Origin of the sequence: Streptococcus suis, from assembly GCF_002960425.1 — a bacterium.
In the GTDB taxonomy this organism is placed as follows: Bacteria; Bacillota; Bacilli; order Lactobacillales; family Streptococcaceae; genus Streptococcus; species Streptococcus suis_S.
The window spans coordinates 23902-41019 of record NZ_POIZ01000042.1; the positions used below are offsets into that span (position 1 = coordinate 23902).

General features: G+C 42.7%; 14 protein-coding genes. 6 read left to right on the forward strand and 8 right to left on the reverse strand.

Going from position 1 to position 17118, the window contains the following annotated elements; genetic code table 11:
- Positions 1-163 precede the first annotated feature (163 nt).
- The 6 genes from serS to C1G57_RS05050 all read right to left on the reverse strand — a co-directional run bounded on the left by serS (position 164) and on the right by C1G57_RS05050 (position 5999).
- Entirely contained in the window at positions 164-1438 is a 1275-nt protein-coding gene (serS, locus tag C1G57_RS05025; RefSeq protein ID WP_105114058.1) for a serine--tRNA ligase, read from the reverse strand.
- Positions 1439-1745: 307 nt separating this feature from the next.
- Positions 1746-2120, reverse strand: a complete 375-nt coding sequence (locus C1G57_RS05030; RefSeq protein ID WP_105114013.1) for a DUF956 family protein — start codon at positions 2118-2120, stop codon at positions 1746-1748.
- A 63-nt stretch (positions 2121-2183) separates the two neighbouring features.
- Entirely contained in the window at positions 2184-3095 is a 912-nt protein-coding gene (locus tag C1G57_RS05035) for a PTS system mannose/fructose/sorbose family transporter subunit IID (protein ID WP_029186104.1), read from the reverse strand.
- A 21-nt stretch (positions 3096-3116) separates the two neighbouring features.
- A complete protein-coding gene (locus C1G57_RS05040) occupies positions 3117-3923 on the reverse strand; it encodes a PTS mannose/fructose/sorbose transporter subunit IIC (RefSeq protein WP_105114014.1) in 807 nt (268 codons plus the stop codon).
- Between the two features lie 49 nt (positions 3924-3972).
- On the reverse strand, positions 3973-4962 hold the full coding sequence (locus C1G57_RS05045; RefSeq protein WP_029186105.1) for a PTS sugar transporter subunit IIB: 990 nt from the start codon (positions 4960-4962) through the stop codon (positions 3973-3975).
- A gap of 224 nt (positions 4963-5186) precedes the next feature.
- Positions 5187-5999: a Cof-type HAD-IIB family hydrolase gene (locus tag C1G57_RS05050; RefSeq protein WP_105114059.1), complete on the reverse strand. Its 813-nt coding sequence runs from the start codon at positions 5997-5999 to the stop codon at positions 5187-5189.
- Positions 6000-6227: 228 nt separating this feature from the next.
- On the opposite strand from C1G57_RS05050, the gene C1G57_RS05055 reads away from it, so the two are divergent.
- A complete protein-coding gene (locus C1G57_RS05055; RefSeq protein WP_105114015.1) occupies positions 6228-7688 on the forward strand; it encodes an NCS2 family permease in 1461 nt (486 codons plus the stop codon).
- 847 nt (positions 7689-8535) lie between these two features.
- On the opposite strand, the gene metF is transcribed toward C1G57_RS05055, so the two are convergent.
- Together metF and metE are read right to left on the reverse strand one after the other, a co-directional pair.
- The gene (metF, locus tag C1G57_RS05065; protein ID WP_105114017.1) at positions 8536-9423 is read right to left on the reverse strand and encodes a methylenetetrahydrofolate reductase [NAD(P)H]; all 888 of its coding nucleotides are present in this window, start codon (positions 9421-9423) and stop codon (positions 8536-8538) included.
- A gap of 3 nt (positions 9424-9426) precedes the next feature.
- Positions 9427-11676 carry a 5-methyltetrahydropteroyltriglutamate--homocysteine S-methyltransferase gene (metE, locus tag C1G57_RS05070; protein ID WP_105114018.1) on the reverse strand — a complete coding sequence of 750 codons (2250 nt, stop codon included), beginning with the start codon at positions 11674-11676 and terminating at the stop codon, positions 9427-9429.
- 380 nt (positions 11677-12056) lie between these two features.
- On the opposite strand from metE, the gene C1G57_RS05075 reads away from it, so the two are divergent.
- The 5 genes from C1G57_RS05075 to C1G57_RS05095 all read left to right on the forward strand — a co-directional run bounded on the left by C1G57_RS05075 (position 12057) and on the right by C1G57_RS05095 (position 17002).
- Positions 12057-12746, forward strand: a complete 690-nt coding sequence (locus C1G57_RS05075) for a gamma-glutamyl-gamma-aminobutyrate hydrolase family protein (protein WP_105114019.1) — start codon at positions 12057-12059, stop codon at positions 12744-12746.
- A 154-nt stretch (positions 12747-12900) separates the two neighbouring features.
- Positions 12901-13746 carry a MetQ/NlpA family ABC transporter substrate-binding protein gene (locus C1G57_RS05080; RefSeq protein ID WP_105114020.1) on the forward strand — a complete coding sequence of 282 codons (846 nt, stop codon included), beginning with the start codon at positions 12901-12903 and terminating at the stop codon, positions 13744-13746.
- Between the two features lie 138 nt (positions 13747-13884).
- Complete coding sequence (locus C1G57_RS05085; protein ID WP_105114021.1) at positions 13885-15252, forward strand: M20/M25/M40 family metallo-hydrolase; 1368 nt, start codon at positions 13885-13887, stop codon at positions 15250-15252.
- Entirely contained in the window at positions 15245-16309 is a 1065-nt protein-coding gene (locus C1G57_RS05090) for a methionine ABC transporter ATP-binding protein (RefSeq protein WP_105114022.1), read from the forward strand. The genes C1G57_RS05085 and C1G57_RS05090 overlap by 8 nt, the downstream gene beginning before the upstream one ends.
- Entirely contained in the window at positions 16310-17002 is a 693-nt protein-coding gene (locus tag C1G57_RS05095; RefSeq protein WP_029179347.1) for a methionine ABC transporter permease, read from the forward strand.
- Positions 17003-17118: the final 116 nt, after the last annotated feature.

Here is a 17118-nt window from a genome sequence, read left to right on the forward strand (position 1 = left end):
TTATATACTAATACTCTTCGAAAATCAAAATCAGACGTTGTTGACTTGATTTGATGACTGAAAAGCTCCTGTGGAGTTTTTCAGCCTACTCCCTTGAAATATAATAGGAACAGAGTTCTATCTGCATCTGCGTTGCCTAGTCTGTTTTTGATTTTCATTGAGTTTAAGGCTTAATCACATCAACCCCACCCATGTATGGACGGAGAACTTCTGGAATAGTGACAGAGCCGTCTTCGTTTTGGTAGTTTTCAAGGATGGCAGCCACGGTACGACCAACAGCTAAACCAGAACCGTTGAGGGTGTGGAGCAATTTGACCTTGCCGTCAGCAGCATCGCGGTAGCGGATTTGGGCACGGCGGGCTTGGAAATCCTCGGTGTTTGAGCAGCTTGAGATTTCACGGTAGGCATTTTGGGCAGGAATCCAGACTTCCAAGTCATAGGTCTTAGCAGCTGAGAAGCCCATATCGCCTGTACAGAGAGCCAAAACGCGGTAAGGCAAGCCTAGTTTTTGGAGAATATTCTCTGCGTTTGCTGTCATTTTTTCCAATTCATCATAAGACTGTTCTGGTGTGGCAAATTTAACCATTTCAACCTTGTGGAATTGGTGAAGGCGAATCAGACCACGGGTATCACGACCAGCAGAACCAGCTTCAGAACGGAAAGATGGGCTCATGGCTGTGAAGTAGATTGGTAGGTCTTTTTCTTCCAAAATTTCGTTGCGGTAGTAGTTGGTCAATGGCACTTCCGCAGTTGGGATGAGGACGAAGTTAGTGTCTGCCAACTCAAAAGTATCTTCCTTGAACTTAGGATATTGACCAGTACCGAACATAGAATCATGGTTAACCATGTAAGGCGTGATAATTTCTTGGTAGCCTTCAGCGATATGCTCATCCAACATGAAGTTGTAGAGGGCACGCTCCAAGCGGGCACCTAGGTTCTTGTAGAAGAGGAAGCGGGCACCAGTTACTTTTGCCCCGCGTTCCCAGTCCAGAATGTCTAGGTCTTCGCCCAAATCCCAGTGAGCTTTTGGCTCGAAAGTGAATTCACGAGGCGTGCCCCAACGGCGAACTTCCACGTTCTCTTCTTCATCCGCACCAACAGGGACAGAATCATGCGGCGTGTTTGGAAGTACAGTGAGGATAGCGTTTAGTTTTTCATCGATTTCCAAGAGCTGAGCGTCCAAGTTTTTTACATCGGCAGACAATTTTTGCATGGCTGCAATCTTGTCGTCAGCGTTTTCCTTGTTGCGCTTGGCTTGGGCAATTTCAGCAGAAACAGTGTTGCGCTCTGCTTTTAACTCTTCAACAGTGACCAGGATTTCACGACGTTTTGCGTCCAATTCCTTAATCTCTGTCAAGGTTTCAGCAGCTACGCCACGAGTAGCAAGTTTAGCAGCCACTCCGTCAAAATCTGTACGAATGCGTTTCATATCTAACATATCTAAGATACCGGGCCCATGAAACAGTCTGGGGTCTGCTTCGGATTGGGCGAGTTCAATTCTACCACCACTTTCTTGCAGTAAAACCAAACCTTCCTTTCTATTTTAATAAAAAAACGCACACAGGGAAACTGCTGGAGCGACTTTCACCGCGGTTCCATCCAGCTTCACATGTGTGCACTTTGACTATTTTATTTGTTAACAACGGTAGAATTTCACAACTTTTTCCTATCTGCTCGCAGCGACCGCAGACTTTCTGAAAGGAGCCAGAGGCTACTTATCCGTTTCTACTATTATACTTGATTTTCTATTTTTTGGCAAATAGATTTGAAATTTTTTGTCCAATAGTTTGAACCAAGGTGGGTAGTTTGACGACCTTCTCATTGCCGATATGCTCACGGGCAATTTTTAGGATTTTACCTGAATCCTTAGAAGCAAAGAGAAATTTACCACTGTCTGTAAAGACTTCGAAGTGTCGGCTGACCTTTTTATTGCTCACATTGGCACCAATTTGTTCAATCGATGTCCAAGGAATTTGCACATAATTTTCTACGTTGTTGTCAGCATAAAATTCCAAAGCTTGATCACCCAGAAGAAACTTGCCGACCGTACCACCAGCTATGCTGAGATAGGAAACGCCAGTTGTTGATAGTTCGACATTTTTATTTAATGATTGTGCCATAGTTACCTCATTTCTTGTTTTATTATACCATAAAACCCCGCATGAGCGGGGTTGGTTAATGGATTACATAATTCCAAGAAGGCGAGCTGCGATACCGAACGCGAACAAGCCAACGATGATAGTGATTGGAGAAACTTTTTTCTTCAACAACCACATACATAGGAATGTAAGAAGCAAGTGCATGAAGCCAGGGATCAAACCATCCAAGTTTTGTTGGAAAGTAGTAACCTTAGTTGGTGTTTGTGATAAACCTTGACCAACCAATTCAAAGGCTTTTTGAATACCTTCAGAACCTTCTGGCAATTTATCCCACTCGATGTAAGCACCTTCTGAAAGTGGAACTTCAGAAACTGTGAAGTTGAAGCCGATAGATACCCAACGTTGAGCAAGTACGGCAAGGATGAACATACCAAGGATAGAAGCACCTTTAGTGATGTCTTGGAGGATACCACCTGACATATCTTTAGTGATTTCTTTACCTGATTTGTAACCAAACTCTTGAGTGTACCATAGGAAGCTCATACGGATAGCGTTCCATAGACCGAAGAAGAGGATTGGGCCAAGGATGTTACCAGATACGGCAAGTGAAGCACCAAGGGCACCAAGGATAGGACGTACTGTAAACCAGAATACTGGGTCACCGATACCAGCAAGAGGTCCCATCATACCGATTTTCACACCTTGGATAGCAGCGTCATCGATGTCAGCACCGTTTGCGCGCTCTTCTTCAAGGGCAAGTGTTACACCGACGATAGGTGCAGCAACGTATGGGTGTGTGTTAAAGAATTCCATGTGGCGTTTAAGAGCCGCAATTTGATCTTCTTTTTTAGTGTAGAGTTTTTTGATGGCTGGAACCATTGTGTAAGCCCAACCCAAGTTTTGCATACGCTCAAAGTTCCATGATGCTTGAAGGAAGGTTGAACGCCAGCAAATCGCTTTACGATCTTTTACTGAAAGTTGAATTTTTTCTGTCATGATTGTGTTCTTCCTTTCTTCTTAGTAGTCTTCTAGGATGTCGCCGATTGGGTCGTTAGAACCAGCTCCGCCACCGTTACCACCTTTTTTAGAAAGGTTGAGGTAGATGAAGGCAAGAGATACACCGATAGCACCAAGTGCGATAAGTGTCAATTCGCTAACTGCAGCAAGTGCGAAACCGATAGCGAAGAATGGCCAAACTTCGCGAGTAGCCATCATGTTGATAACCATAGCGAAACCTACGGCAACAACCATACCACCACCGACGTTCATACCACCTGACAACCAAGCTGGCATAGATTCAAGAGCAGCTTGAACAGCTTCAGTTGGGATAGCAAGAAGAAGGGCAGCAGGAACGGCAATACGAAGTCCTTGAAGTGAAAGAGCAATCAAGTGGTAGCGCTCAAGTGCACCGAAGTCACCACGTTCTGCAGCAGCGTCAGCACCGTGTACAAGGGCAACAGATGCTGTACGAACAAGCATTGTAAGGAAAAGACCTGCAACAGCAAGAGGAATAGCAAGACCTTGAGCAACTGAGATCGCAGTTGCAGAGAAGTCACCACCCTTGATCAAGATGATCGCAGCAGCGACAGAAGCAAGGGCAGCATCTGGCGCAATGGCAGCACCGATATTTGACCAGCCAAGGGCAACGAGTTGGAGAGTTCCTCCAAGCATAACACCAGCTGTAAGGTTACCGGTAACAAGACCGATGAGGGTACAAGCAACGATTGGTTGATGGAATTGGAATTGGTCAAGGACACCTTCCATACCTGCAAGAAAGGCCACAATAACGACCAAAATTGCAGAAATAATTGAAATATCTGACATATTTATAATCCTTTCATATTTCTGATAATCACACAGTGTTAATTAGTTTTTATTTAACATCTGCCTTGTTAATCAATTCAAACAAATCTTTTGGTGAATCGTTTGGAACTTTACGAACATCAAATTTGACACCGAGTTCACGCAAGCGTTCAAAGGTAGCTACGTCGTCCTTATCCATAGAAAGAACAGTGTTTACCATTGTTTTGCCTGTTGAGTGAGCCATAGAACCAACGTTCAATTCCTTGATTTCTACACCACCTTCGATAGCTTCAAGAGCTTCTTGAGGTGTTTCAAAGAGAATCAAAGCGTGTGTGTTACCGAAGCGAGGATCTTTAGAAACCTCAATCAGTTTCTTGATAGGAACAACGTTTGCTTTAACGTTTCCTGGAGCCGCTTGCTTAATCAATTGCTTACGAAGCTCATCCTGAGCAACTGTATCTGAAGCAACGATGATACGGTCTGCTTTAGAAGCAGGAGTCCAAGCAGTAGCGACCTGACCATGCAAGAGACGAGTATCGATACGAGCTAAGTTGATTTTCAACTTGCCATCACCGATAACTGTTCCTGGTGGGATAGCTCCTTTAGGTGCTTGTTCAGCACTTGCAGCTGGAGCAGCCTCGGCTGGTTGAAGTTCTTCTGGAAGAACCTTGATACCATCTTTGGCTTCCTTAATAATGTTTGCTGCCACTTTTTCAACACCTGCAGCTGCATCCATTAGACGCTCTGTGTAGGCTTGAATTAGCATTGGCAAGTTAAGTCCAGTGATGATGGCAAATTTACGATCTGGACGTTCGCCAGCAACGCGACTTGCTTGGTTAAATGGTGAACCACTCCACAGGTCCGCCAATACCAACACTTCATCATCAGCATCGAATGAGTCAACAGCTGCATTGAGCTTAGCATATAAATCATCTGGACCTTCGCTTGGCATGAAAGTAACAACTTGTACTTTTTCTTGTTCGCCAAAAATCATTTGACCAGACTGATGAATGCCAGCAGCAAATTCACCATGACTTGCAATAATGATTCCAATACTCATTATTGTTCCCCCTAAATTTTTTCTAGTTCCTTTGAAATGTAAAACTAATGAATAGGCTTACATTTTCTTGAACTCGTATATTATAAAACGTTTTCAAGTTATTTGTCAAGCAAATTTGTGTTAAAAACAGAAAAAATTTCCGAAATTTTCATATAAAAATTTCAGAAAGCTGGGGATAGATGTGCAAAATAAAAGAAAAAAACTGACAGAATCAGCTTTTTCTTCTATAAAAACATTTTCTCCAATTCTTTTGCAACACCATCTTCAATATTTGTAAATTCAGTCAAGCGGTCTGCGTGAGGTCGTAGGGTATCGCTACAATTTTTCATGGCATAGCTGGTACCTGCTAGTTCTAGCATTTCGACATCATTGTGCTCATCACCAAATGCGACTAAATCGCTAGGGCTGGCCTGGAAGAGTTCTAAGACATAGCTGAGGGCTGTAGCCTTGTTGACTCCTTTGGCACAGGTTTCTAGGATGTTCAAGGGACCACCCCAGGTATTGATTTCTAACTCATCATTAAAGTATGATTTCATTTCCTTGGCTAGCTGGTACTTGTCTGCAGCCCGTGTTTGCATGAGGATAGAGTGGGGGTCACTGGTAATCAGCTCGGGTTTAATGAGGGTTTCTGGCGTAATTTGCTCCACTCCCATAAGGGCAGGGTCGATTTTATCCAAATGTTTTTGCGTAATGAAGAATTTATTTTTGTATTCTCCTGCGATAAAATCTGCTTCAAAACGCTCTTCTTCCTTAAGAAAATCGAGCAAGTATTTTTTGTCAATGAGAATATTTTTTTCCCATGCCCATTTTTTTCCGGGAAGATGGATAAGGGAACCGTTGAAGTTAATCATAGGGGTATCCAATTCTAACTGGTGGTAGAACTGTTCTGCCATACGGTAGGGACGGCCTGTCGCAATCAAAACAGTATGTCCAGCCTCTTTCACCTTTTTAATAGTAGAAATCGTGTAGTCACTCAGCTGGCTATCTTGATTTAGTAAGGTGCCGTCTAGGTCAATAGAAATAATTTTTTTCTTCATACTTGAATAATCCTTTTCAAAACTAATAAGTTCCAGTATATCAAAATGCTCAAAGAAAAGCAAAAAACCAATCATTTTGAGTAAAACATGGGCAAAACGATCAAAATATTCGCAAAACACGAACATTGTTTCGAAAAATAACGCTTTCATACTCAAATTGCTTGAAGTATAAAAATGATTTGTATATAATAGCTGTATCGTTCGTAAATAAAGGAGAATAATTGAAAAATGGAACAGTTTTTTAAACTAAAAGAACATGGAACGACCGTTTCGACTGAAATCATGGCCGGTCTTACGACTTTCTTCGCCATGAGCTATATTTTGTTTGTTAACCCAAGCATCCTTAGTGTTGCGGGTATGCCAACCCAAGCAGTCTTCCTAGCAACCATTATTGCTAGTGCTGTTTCAACGCTTGTCATGGGGCTCTTTGCCAATGTTCCTTATGCCTTGGCACCAGGTATGGGACTTAACGCCTTCTTTACCTACACCGTTGTTATCGGTCTAGGCTTTACCTGGCAAGAAGCTTTGGCTATGGTTTTCCTTTGTGGTTTGTTTAATATCTTTATTACTGTTACCAAGGTTCGTAAGAGTATCATCAAGGCTATTCCAATTAGCTTGCAACACGCTATCGGTGGTGGTATCGGTGTATTCGTTGCCTACCTCGGTTTCAAAAACTCTAACTTGATTACCTTCTTGACATCTGGTTCTGATATTATTACGGTCAACGGAGTTGCTCCTGCAGATGCGACAGCTGAAACATTCGCAAATGGTGTCTTCTCTGTATTTGCTGGTGGTGGTGTCGTACCTGGTATTTCAACTTTCACTGATCCAAGTGTTCTTTTGACAGTATTTGGTCTTCTTTTGACAGCTGTTTTGGTGATAAAAAATGTTCGTGGTGCGATTTTGATTGGTATTATCGCAACAACCTTGGCAGGAATTCCAGCAGGTGTAGTAGACCTTTCTACGATTGACTTGGCCAACAATAATATTGGTACAGCTTTTGCTGAGTTGGGTACAACTTTCCTAGCAGCTTTCGGTGGTTTGTCTTCTCTCTTTGCTGACTCAAGCCGTCTACCACTTGTTTTGATGACTATCTTTGCTTTCAGCTTGTCAGACACCTTTGATACACTTGGTACCTTTATCGGTACAGGTCGCAAGACTGGTATTTTCTCAGAAGAAGATGAGAAAGCTCTTGAAAACGGTACTGGATTTAACTCTAAGATGGACAAGGCTCTCTTTGCAGACGCTATCGGTACATCAATCGGTGCCCTCTTTGGTACATCAAATACGACAACTTACGTTGAATCTGCAGCAGGTATCTCTGCGGGTGGTCGTACTGGTTTGACAGCTGTAACGACAGCCGTTCTCTTCTTGCTTTCAATTCTTATCTTGCCATTTATCGGCATTGTCCCAGCAGCTGCAACAGCTCCAGCCTTGATCATCGTCGGTGTTATGATGGTTTCATCATTCCTTGATGTTGATTGGAGCCACTTCGAAGATGCTCTTCCAGCCTTCTTTGCAGCCTTCTTTATGGCTCTTTGCTTCTCCATCTCATACGGTATTGCAGCAGCCTTCATCTTCTATTGCTTGGTAAAAATTTCAACTGGTAAAACAAAAGAAATCCACCCAATCCTTTGGGGAGCAACTGCCCTCTTCATTCTAAACTTTATCATTCTTGCTTTCTTGTAAGAATAAAGAAAATCACATTTATGTACCCTAGCTGACTGCACAAAAGCGGTCAGCTTTTTGGGTTTCTAAAAAACATTGGCTAGGTTAGTTGTTTGGTAGAATTTCCAGCCTAGTAATACTATTCCATGTATCCCGTATGTCGTAGACCAGTGTCCATCTCTACTATTTATCAGAGAGTAGTTGTTGACAACTTTATTCCCTTGTTTCAGGTCATCATTAGAATTTTCACTTTCCTCTTGTCAAGGAGTGTTAGATGTTATCGTAGGGGTCATTTTTAACTATTCCCTCACTTTCTTCTTTCGAAGCTTAGGGGTGTACGGCTAGTTTCTTATTCTAAAGAGATCTGCTGAAACAGTGCTAGAGGTTCCTTTGCTCCATGATTGGTATTTTATAGCCATTTAGTTTATCTTTGATTACTGCGACGTACGAGGAAACTCCGTTTCCCTATTTCCAACTTCAAATAATTTCATCATTATTTGAACTCGCTTTGCCGTACTCCACAAAAGTGACTTGCTTCGCATGTCTTATTTCCAACCTAGAACAGCCTCTAGGCTGTTCTAGCAACCTGCAGCTCGTTGCCTTGTACTAAAAGCAAACTAAACGACTATAATCTCAAAAATTGAACTCTGTCACCCTTTCGATGTAACCGCAAAGGTCACGATTTGCTGATAAGGATATTTTCCTTCTTTATTACAATCACCTGCCCAACTCCTTGATTCAGGTCTGTTCGTAGAATTGTTCGTTCCGCAGTTGTCACAATCATATAGTCATTCGACTATATTTTGATATTTATCCATCAAAAAAGACTTGAACGTATCTTTGGATACTTTTCAAGTCTTTTGTTATTTTATCTACCAGCTACACTTGATAGACTCCCTTGGTAGTGATTAAAGAGGGAATGAGTAGCCTGGTGGATATAGCGAGCTGTTTCAGCATTGTTCATGGTGTAGAGGTGGACACCTGCGACATCGTTGGTGACTAGGTCTACAATCTGGTCTACGGCGTAGGCTAGGCCTGCTGCGCGGAGAGATTCAGGACTATTTTCGTATTTTTCTAAGATAGCCTTGAACTTACGTGGAAGACGAATATTTTCGCAGGTTTTCAAGAGGCGAAGTGCCTGATTCCTGTTGATGATAGGCATGATGCCTGCAATAATCGGCACTTCGATGTCTGCTAGATGGCATTTCTCTTGAAACTCATAGAAAGCTTCGTTATCGAAGAAGAGTTGGGTTACCAAGCTTGAGCAACCAGCATCCATTTTCTTTTTCAGATTCTTGATGTCAGATACAGAGTTTGGTGACTCAGGGTGAACTTCAGGATAGCAAGCTCCGATGATGTCAAAGTGAGGGGCCTCTTGCTTGATGAAGGAGATGAGGTCTGTTGCATAACGGAAATCTTCTTTTGGAGGCAGACCATCAATAATATCACCACGAAGGGCTAGAATTTGATGAACACCGACTTCATCAAGAGATTGAAGTACAGATTTGACCTTGTCTTTGGTCAGGTAGGCCGCTGGTAGATGGGCAATGGTTGGAATTCCCAACTCATTGCGAACATGGTTGACCAGGCGAACAGTCGTTTCTTCAATATTGAGGTTATTATTGCTACAGGTAACGCTGATAAAATGAGGGGCCAAACCCTGCATCTGATCAAGGGTTTGGATAATCTTTTCATTGCCTACTTCTGGTTTTGGAGGAAAAATTTCAAATGAGAGACTTGGGGTTTGACCGATCATAAATTAGAGTTCCTTTCTGGCTGCCTTAGCTGCTTGGGTCAAGTGGATAAGGCTAGCTTTTGTTTCTGATTCGCCACGCGTTTTCAGTCCGCAGTCTGGATTGATCCAAACTTTTTCTTTCGGTACTTTTGCAAGGATGGCTTGAATAGTGTGTGCAATTTCATCAACTGCAGGGACACGTGGAGAGTGGATGTCATAGACACCAGGACCTACCTGGGTTTGGAAGTTCTTAGCTTTGAGTTCATCTAGAATCACGAGATTTGAACGGCTAGCTTCAAAGGAGATCACGTCTGCATCCATGTTGTCGATGGCAGGAATGATGTCTGTAAATTCGCTATAGCACATGTGAGTGTGGATTTGTGTATCTGGTGCAACAGTTGAGTGTACCAAACGGAAGGCAGGGATTGCCCAATCAAGATACTCACTATACCAGTCGCTACGACGGAGTGGTAATTTTTCACGAAGGGCTGCTTCGTCAATTTGGATAATCTTGATACCTGCTGCTTCAAGGTCGAGAACTTCTTCCTTGATAGCAAGGGCGATTTGAAGGGTTGATTCCTTGATAGAAATGTCTTCACGTGGGAAGGACCAGTTGAGGATGGTTACAGGACCTGTCAACATCCCTTTGACTGGTTTATTGGTACGGCTTTGAGCATAGCTAGACCATTTAACAGTAATTGGGTTCAAGCGAGTGACATCACCCCAGATGATTGGTGGTTTTACTCCACGAAGTCCATAAGATTGAACCCAACCGTTCTTACTGAAGAGGTAGCCAGATAGGTTTTCACCGAAGTATTCAACCATGTCGTTGCGTTCAAATTCACCGTGAACCAGTACATCGAAGTCAACTTCTTCCTGCCACTTAATCCACTCATCCGTGCGAGCTTCTACAAAGGCATCGTATTCGGCTTCGGTGATTTCTCCACGGCGGAAAGCCAAACGTGTGCTACGGACATCCTTGGTTTGAGGGAAAGAACCGATCGTAGTGGTTGGAAGTAGTGGCAAGTTTAATTTCTCGCGTTGGATAGCTTCACGTTCCGCAAAGACTGGAAGACGAGTGTAGTCTGCATCAGTCAAACCTGCCAAGCGGTCTGCAAGGGCTGCATCACGACCAACACGCTCAAGGGCAAAGAGCTCCTTGTTGGCTGTGAGAGCCGCTTCCCCTTGACCATTACGGATGGCATCCAAGTCACGCAACTCGCTCAATTTTTCAACAGCAAAGGCAAAGTGATTGAGGATAGCTGGCTCAAATTCTTCATTAGCTGTAGTAAATGGTACATGAAGAAGGGAACAAGAAGTTGTTAGAACGACATTTTCAGCTGGGATAGCCTCCAAGACAGCCAAGCTCTTTTCATAGTTGTTGCGCCAGATGTTTTTACCGTTGACGATACCTGCATAGAGAGTTTTATCAGCTGGGAAGCCTGTCGCTACAAGTGCAGCAGTTTCCTTACCTTCTACAAAGTCAAGACCGATGGCATCGACTGGTAGGTTTGTCAATTCAGTGTAAATATCACGCACATCGCCGAAGTAGGTTTGGATAAGGACTTGCAAGCCTTTCTTGTCTGCCAAGAGAGTTTGGTAGATATTTAGGAAAAGGGCTTTTTCTTCAGCAGTCAAATCCTTGACCAAGCTAGGCTCGTCTAACTGGATTTTTTCAGCACCAAGCTCTGCCAATTTTGCAAATACTTGTCCGTAGGCAGCAACCAAGCTATCTGCTACATCTTCAGCTTTCACACCTTCTTCAAAATCAGTTAATTGTAAGAGTGTGAATGGACCAATCAAAACTGGACGAGTTGTGATACCCAAGTCCTTTGCTTCTTGGAATTCATCGAAAATCTTATGACCGGCTAGTTTGATTTCTGTATCTTTTTCAATAGCTGGAACGATATAGTGGTAGTTGGTATTGAACCATTTTTTCATCGGTCTAGCACGAACGTCCCCTTTTTCTCCTTGATAACCACGTGCAAGAGCGAAGTATTTTTCAAGGTCAGTCAAGTCAAGCTCTTGAACGGCTTTTGGTACGATGTTGAAGAGAACAGCTGCATCCAAAACATTGTCATAATGAGAGAAGTCGTTACTTGGGATTTCAGTAATGCCTGCTTCTTTAACAATAGTCCAATGTTTAGCGCGCAAGTCTTTAGCTGCTGTCAAGAGCTCTTCTTGTGGAATTTCATTTCTAAAGTATTTTTCAGTGATAAATTTTAATTCACGGTGTTCTCCGATACGTGGGAAGCCGATAATAGTTGTTGTCATAGGATTTCCTCCAAAAATATTTCTATGCTCTTATCCTAACAGAAAAAATCCCACTTGTATAATTGGAAAAAATTAGGGATAGTTATAAGTTTTGACTATAACGTATGAAAAACGAGCTACTTTTTTGATATTTCTACTATATAAAAGTCTGAAAAATGCCTGTTTATCAAGCTTGACTTTTTAATGCCGGCTCCGATATAGTTTTTTCTTAAGCCTGGTATAGATTTTATCTATGAAAGGGCAACAGGCAAGCTCATGCCTGTGGGCAATGGTTTCTTGGTCGGTCTGATAGTTATTTTTTATCAGTCCATAAAACTTCTATATTAGACAGGCTTGGCTGGTCGTGTTAAAATGTAAAAAATCACAGAAAGGAGTTTCTTATGGGAAAAGTCATTATTGGAATTTCAGGTAATGAAAGAGAATTTCCGACTGCGGAAGGTCGTCGCTACGTGACAGTTGCGCGTGAATTGGCGGACGGTGTTCGTCAGGCTGGTGGTGTACCGATTGTCATTCCCATGGGGGCTCCTTATATGGCCAAGGACTATATCGACATGATTGATAAACTGATTTTGTCAGGTGGTCAGCACGTGGATCCGAGCTTGTACGGTCAAAAGCGTTTGATTGACAGCGATGATTATCTTTTGGAGCGGGACGAGTTTGAGCTAGCCTTGATTAAAGAGGCACTCCGTCAGGGGAAACCAATTTTTGCGGTCTGCCGTGGCATGCAGTTGCTCAATGTTGCTCTGGGTGGTAGTTTGGAACAGGAAGTGGCAGACCATTGGCAAGAGGATATCAAAGGGACTTCCCATCGTTTGCAGGTCAAACCAAAAAGTCGTGTCAGTCAACTATTTGCTCAAGGAAGCTCCATCAATTCTTTCCATCATCAACGGATTAAGGATTTGGCGCCTGGTTTGGTGGCAACTGGTCTGGATCCGAGAGATGGCACGATTGAGGCCTACGAGAGTCAGGGTAAGCAGGCCCTGTTTGGGCTTCAATGGCATCCAGAATTTCTTTACAATGACTGCAAACAGCATAGGAACTTGTTTCAGTATTTGGTGGAGGTATTTTAAAGAGGGGGTTCCCTCTTTTTATTATCAACTCTTATAATTGCAAGGGTATTTGTTATAACTGAAACTTATAACACTCTATAAAAAAAGCCAATTAGCCAGATTGTTTTTTCTGTGTTAAGATAGTTTCAGTTCAAAAAATTAAGGAGATATTTTTATGAAATTAAAAAAATTGTTTAGTTTAGCAGCAGCTGCCTTATCAGTAGGTGTACTTGCTGCATGTGGTAGCTCTTCATCTGATTCATCAGCAACAACTGTTCGTGTTGGTGTGATGAGCTTGAGTGATTCTGAGCAAGCACGTTGGGACAAGATCCAAGAAATCCTTGGTGATGAAGTGAAATTGGAGTTCACTCAATTTACAGACTACTCACAGCCAAACAAGGCAGTAGCTGAAAATGAAGTAGACATCAACGCTTTCCAACACTATAACTTCTTGAACAACTGGAATGAAGAAAATGGTGAAGACTTGGTTGCTATTGCAGATACCTATATCTCACCAATCCGTCTTTACTCAGGTACAGCTGATGGCAAAAACAAGTACACTAAAGTAGAAGAAATTCCAGATGGTGCAGAAATTGCGGTTCCAAATGACCCAACAAACGAAAGCCGTGCCCTTTACCTTCTTCAAGCAGCTGGTTTGATCAAGGTGGGTGTATCTGGTACAGAATTGGCAACGATTGCTGATATTACTGAAAACAAGAAAAACTTGAAAATCACTGAGTTGGATGCAAGCCAAACAGCAAGCTCACTTAGTTCAGTTGATGCAGCAGTTGTAAACAACACCTTCGTATTGGAAGCTGGTTTGGATTACAAGAACGCCCTTTACAAAGAGCAAAAAGATGAAAACTCAGCACAATGGTACAACTTGATTGCAGCTCGTAGCGATTGGGAAAAATCAGAACAAGCTGAAGCGATTAAGAAAATTGTAGCTGCTTACCACACAGATGAAGTTCGTGAAGTTATCGAAACAACATCTGACGGTATGGATGAGCCAGTTTGGTAAAAAGCAAATAGATTGAGGACTGGACAGGATTGTTCAGCCCTCTATCTGTTTTTATAGAGATAAGAAAAATCTCTTAACCAGAGTCATAAATGCGAGAAATTTTTGATTTTGGTTAGAAGATTTGAATGAGGAGGAAGCATGGCAGATAGTAAAATTCAAGCTTTTGAACAGGATGCGATTATTCAGCACTATTTTGAAAAGTTAAAAGTCTTGATTTCAAAGAAATCTATTTTTGCTCAACAGATTGGTCTCTTGGATGTGGCGACTTACTTGAAAGAGATGTTTGAAGAGGCAGGGGCGGATGTTATTTTAGATGATAGTTATGCTGCACCTTTTGTCATGGCTAAGTTTGCAGCGACAGTCCCAAATGCCAAAACCTTGATTTTCTATAACCACTACGATACAGTGCCAGCGGATGCCGATCAGGTTTGGGAGAAGGGCCATCCTTTTGAATTGACCATTTCCAACGGCTATATCTATGGTCGCGGGGTGGACGATGATAAGGGGCATATTACAGCTCGTCTGTCAGCCTTGAAAAAATACCTAGCTAGACAAAACGGTCATTTACCAGTCAATGTGATTTTTATCATGGAGGGGGCAGAGGAGTCCGCCTCTGTCGACTTGGATAAGTACCTTGCCAAATACAAGGAAGACTTGCTTGGAGCTGACTTGCTGGTTTGGGAACAAGGGCATCGTAATAGCCTACATCAGCTAGAGATTGCTGGTGGCAATAAGGGAATTGTGACCTTTGATCTTCAGGTCAAATCAGCCGACTTGGACATTCATTCTTCCTATGGTGGTGTCATTGATTCGGCAAGCTGGTATTTATTATCAGCACTTCAATCTATGCGGGCTGCAGATGGACGAATTCTGGTAGATGGCATTTACGAGCAAGTACAAGAGCCAAATGAGCGTGAATTGGCCTTGGTGGAGGAATTTGCCCTGGCAACCAGTCAGTCTATGAAAGACATTTATGGCTTGACTCTTCCAACCCTGGTAGAAGATCGTCGTGAGTTCCTGAAACGTCTGTATTTTGAACCGTCCATTACTATTGAAGGCTTGTCAACTGGCTATCTTGGTCAAGGGGTTAAGACCATCATACCAGCTCAGGCTTCTGCTAAGATGGAAGTTCGTTTGGTACCAGGTTTGGAGCCACATGATGTATTAGATAAGATTCGCCAGCATTTGGACAAGCATGGTTTTGAAAAAGTTGAGGTTATCTTTACTTTGGGAGAAATGAGCTACCGAAGTGATATGTCCCATCCTGCCATTGTCAATGTGATTGAATTGGCTAAAAAATTGACACCAGAAGGAGTTGCTGTCTTGCCGACTTCACCGGGAACAGGCCCTATGCACACCGTCTTTCATGCTCTAGGTGTGCCGATTGCAGGATTTGGATTAGGAAATGCCAACAGTCGTGACCATGCAGGTGATGAAAATGTCAGCATCGCTGACTACTATAGCCATGTTGAATTAGTAGAGGAGTTAATTGCAAGTTATGAGTAAGGAAATGATTAAGCTAGATAATATTGATGTAACTTTCCAGCAGAAAAAACGCACCATCGAAGCGGTCAAGGATGTGACCATCCATATCAATCAGGGGGATATTTACGGTATCGTAGGTTATTCGGGTGCTGGGAAATCTACCCTTGTTCGAGTCATCAATTTGTTGCAGGTGCCGACAGCAGGTAAGATTACCATTGATGAGGATGTAATTTACGAGGGAGAAAAGGTCACACTTACCCCTGCTCAATTGCGGAGTAAACGCCGCGAGATTGGAATGATTTTCCAGCATTTCAATCTGATGGCTCAGATGACGGCAGAAGAAAACGTAGCCTTTGCCCTTAAGCATTCGGGTTTGAGTAAACAGGAGAAGAAAGAAAAAGTTGCTAAGTTGTTGGACTTGGTTGGGCTTTCGGATCGTGCTGAAAACTATCCAGCTCAGTTGTCTGGTGGTCAAAAGCAACGTGTTGCCATTGCTCGTGCCTTGGCCAATGACCCTAAAATCTTGATTTCTGATGAGTCTACTTCTGCCTTGGATCCGAAAACGACTAAGCAGATTTTGGCACTCTTGCAGGAGTTGAATGAAAAACTGGGTTTGACCATTGTTATGATTACCCACGAGATGCAGATTGTAAAAGACATTTGTAACCGTGTGGCTGTTATGCAGGATGGTCGCTTGATTGAAGAGGGTTCAGTTTTGGAAATCTTCTCTCATCCAAAAGAAGAATTGACCCAGGATTTCATCAAAACAGCAACAGGAATTGATGAGGCCTTGGTGAAAATCTACCAGCAGGATATTGTACAGAATTTGCCTGAAAACAGTATTTTGGTGCAACTCAAGTATGCGGGTTCCAACACGGATACGGCCATTGTCAATGATTTGTACAAATTCTATCAAGTATCTGCCAATATTTTGTATGGCAATATTGAGATTTTGGACCATACGCCAGTCGGTGAGATGGTAGTTATTCTCTCTGGCGAGCCTGGTCAGTTGCACCGTGCGATTGAGGCAGTGACGGAGGCGCGTGTGGAAGTGACGATTTTGAAAGGAGCAAACTAGATGTTAGAATGGATTCAAACGAATTTTCCAGATATTTATAAATTGGGCTGGGATGGTCAGACAGGTTGGTTAACACATTTTAATTTGACCCTCTATATGACCTTTGTTTCCTTTGCTTTTGGTGGCTTTATGGGCTTGGTATCTGGTTTGTTCTTGGTATTGACTGGTCCTCGGGGTGTCATTGAAAATAAGACGGTTTATTGGATTTTGGATAAGGTGGCTTCGATTTTCCGTGCCATTCCTTTCATTATTTTGTTGGCGGCCATTGCTCCTTTGACAAAAATTATTGTTGGAAAAACGATCGGTACAGAGGCAGCTTTGGTTCCTCTTGCACTTTCAGTCTTCCCCTTCTTTGCCCGTCAGGTTGAGGTGGTCTTGTCAGAATTGGACCGTGGTGTCATTGAGGCTGCTCAGGCTTCAGGAGCGACTTTCTGGGATATTGTCCTTGTCTATCTGCGTGAGGGTCTGCCTGACTTGATTCGTGTGACGACCTTTGCCCTAGTTTCCTTGGTCGGCTATACAGCCATGGCAGGAGCTATCGGAGCAGGTGGTTTGGGACAAGTTGCCCTTTCCTACGGTTACTTGCGTTACAATGACGATGTGACCTTCCTTGCAACTTTCTTGATCTTGGTTATCATCTTTGCCATTCAGTTTATTGGTGATTTCTTGACCAGAAAGATTAGTCATAGATAGTAAGGAAATCAGGCATTTCGCATTTTGATTTATTAATTGCTTTTTTAATAGCAATATTATACAATGAAAGCAACCAAATATTTACTGCCACCGGGTAGACATGCATCAGCATTTTA

Bases quoted from the DNA above. Each gene is read 5' to 3' on its own strand.
- serS (WP_105114058.1), bottom strand. From the start codon at position 1,438: ATGTTAGATATGAAACGCATTCGTACAGATTTTGACGGAGTGGCTGCT.
- C1G57_RS05030 (WP_105114013.1), bottom strand. From the start codon at position 2,120: ATGGCACAATCATTAAATAAAAATGTCGAACTATCAACAACTGGCGTT.
- C1G57_RS05035 (WP_029186104.1), bottom strand. From the start codon at position 3,095: ATGACAGAAAAAATTCAACTTTCAGTAAAAGATCGTAAAGCGATTTGC.
- C1G57_RS05040 (WP_105114014.1), bottom strand. From the start codon at position 3,923: ATGTCAGATATTTCAATTATTTCTGCAATTTTGGTCGTTATTGTGGCC.
- C1G57_RS05045 (WP_029186105.1), bottom strand. From the start codon at position 4,962: ATGAGTATTGGAATCATTATTGCAAGTCATGGTGAATTTGCTGCTGGC.
- C1G57_RS05050 (WP_105114059.1), bottom strand. From the start codon at position 5,999: ATGAAGAAAAAAATTATTTCTATTGACCTAGACGGCACCTTACTAAAT.
- C1G57_RS05055 (WP_105114015.1), top strand. From the start codon at position 6,228: ATGGAACAGTTTTTTAAACTAAAAGAACATGGAACGACCGTTTCGACT.
- metF (WP_105114017.1), bottom strand. From the start codon at position 9,423: ATGATCGGTCAAACCCCAAGTCTCTCATTTGAAATTTTTCCTCCAAAA.
- metE (WP_105114018.1), bottom strand. From the start codon at position 11,676: ATGACAACAACTATTATCGGCTTCCCACGTATCGGAGAACACCGTGAA.
- C1G57_RS05075 (WP_105114019.1), top strand. From the start codon at position 12,057: ATGGGAAAAGTCATTATTGGAATTTCAGGTAATGAAAGAGAATTTCCG.
- C1G57_RS05080 (WP_105114020.1), top strand. From the start codon at position 12,901: ATGAAATTAAAAAAATTGTTTAGTTTAGCAGCAGCTGCCTTATCAGTA.
- C1G57_RS05085 (WP_105114021.1), top strand. From the start codon at position 13,885: ATGGCAGATAGTAAAATTCAAGCTTTTGAACAGGATGCGATTATTCAG.
- C1G57_RS05090 (WP_105114022.1), top strand. From the start codon at position 15,245: ATGAGTAAGGAAATGATTAAGCTAGATAATATTGATGTAACTTTCCAG.
- C1G57_RS05095 (WP_029179347.1), top strand. From the start codon at position 16,310: ATGTTAGAATGGATTCAAACGAATTTTCCAGATATTTATAAATTGGGC.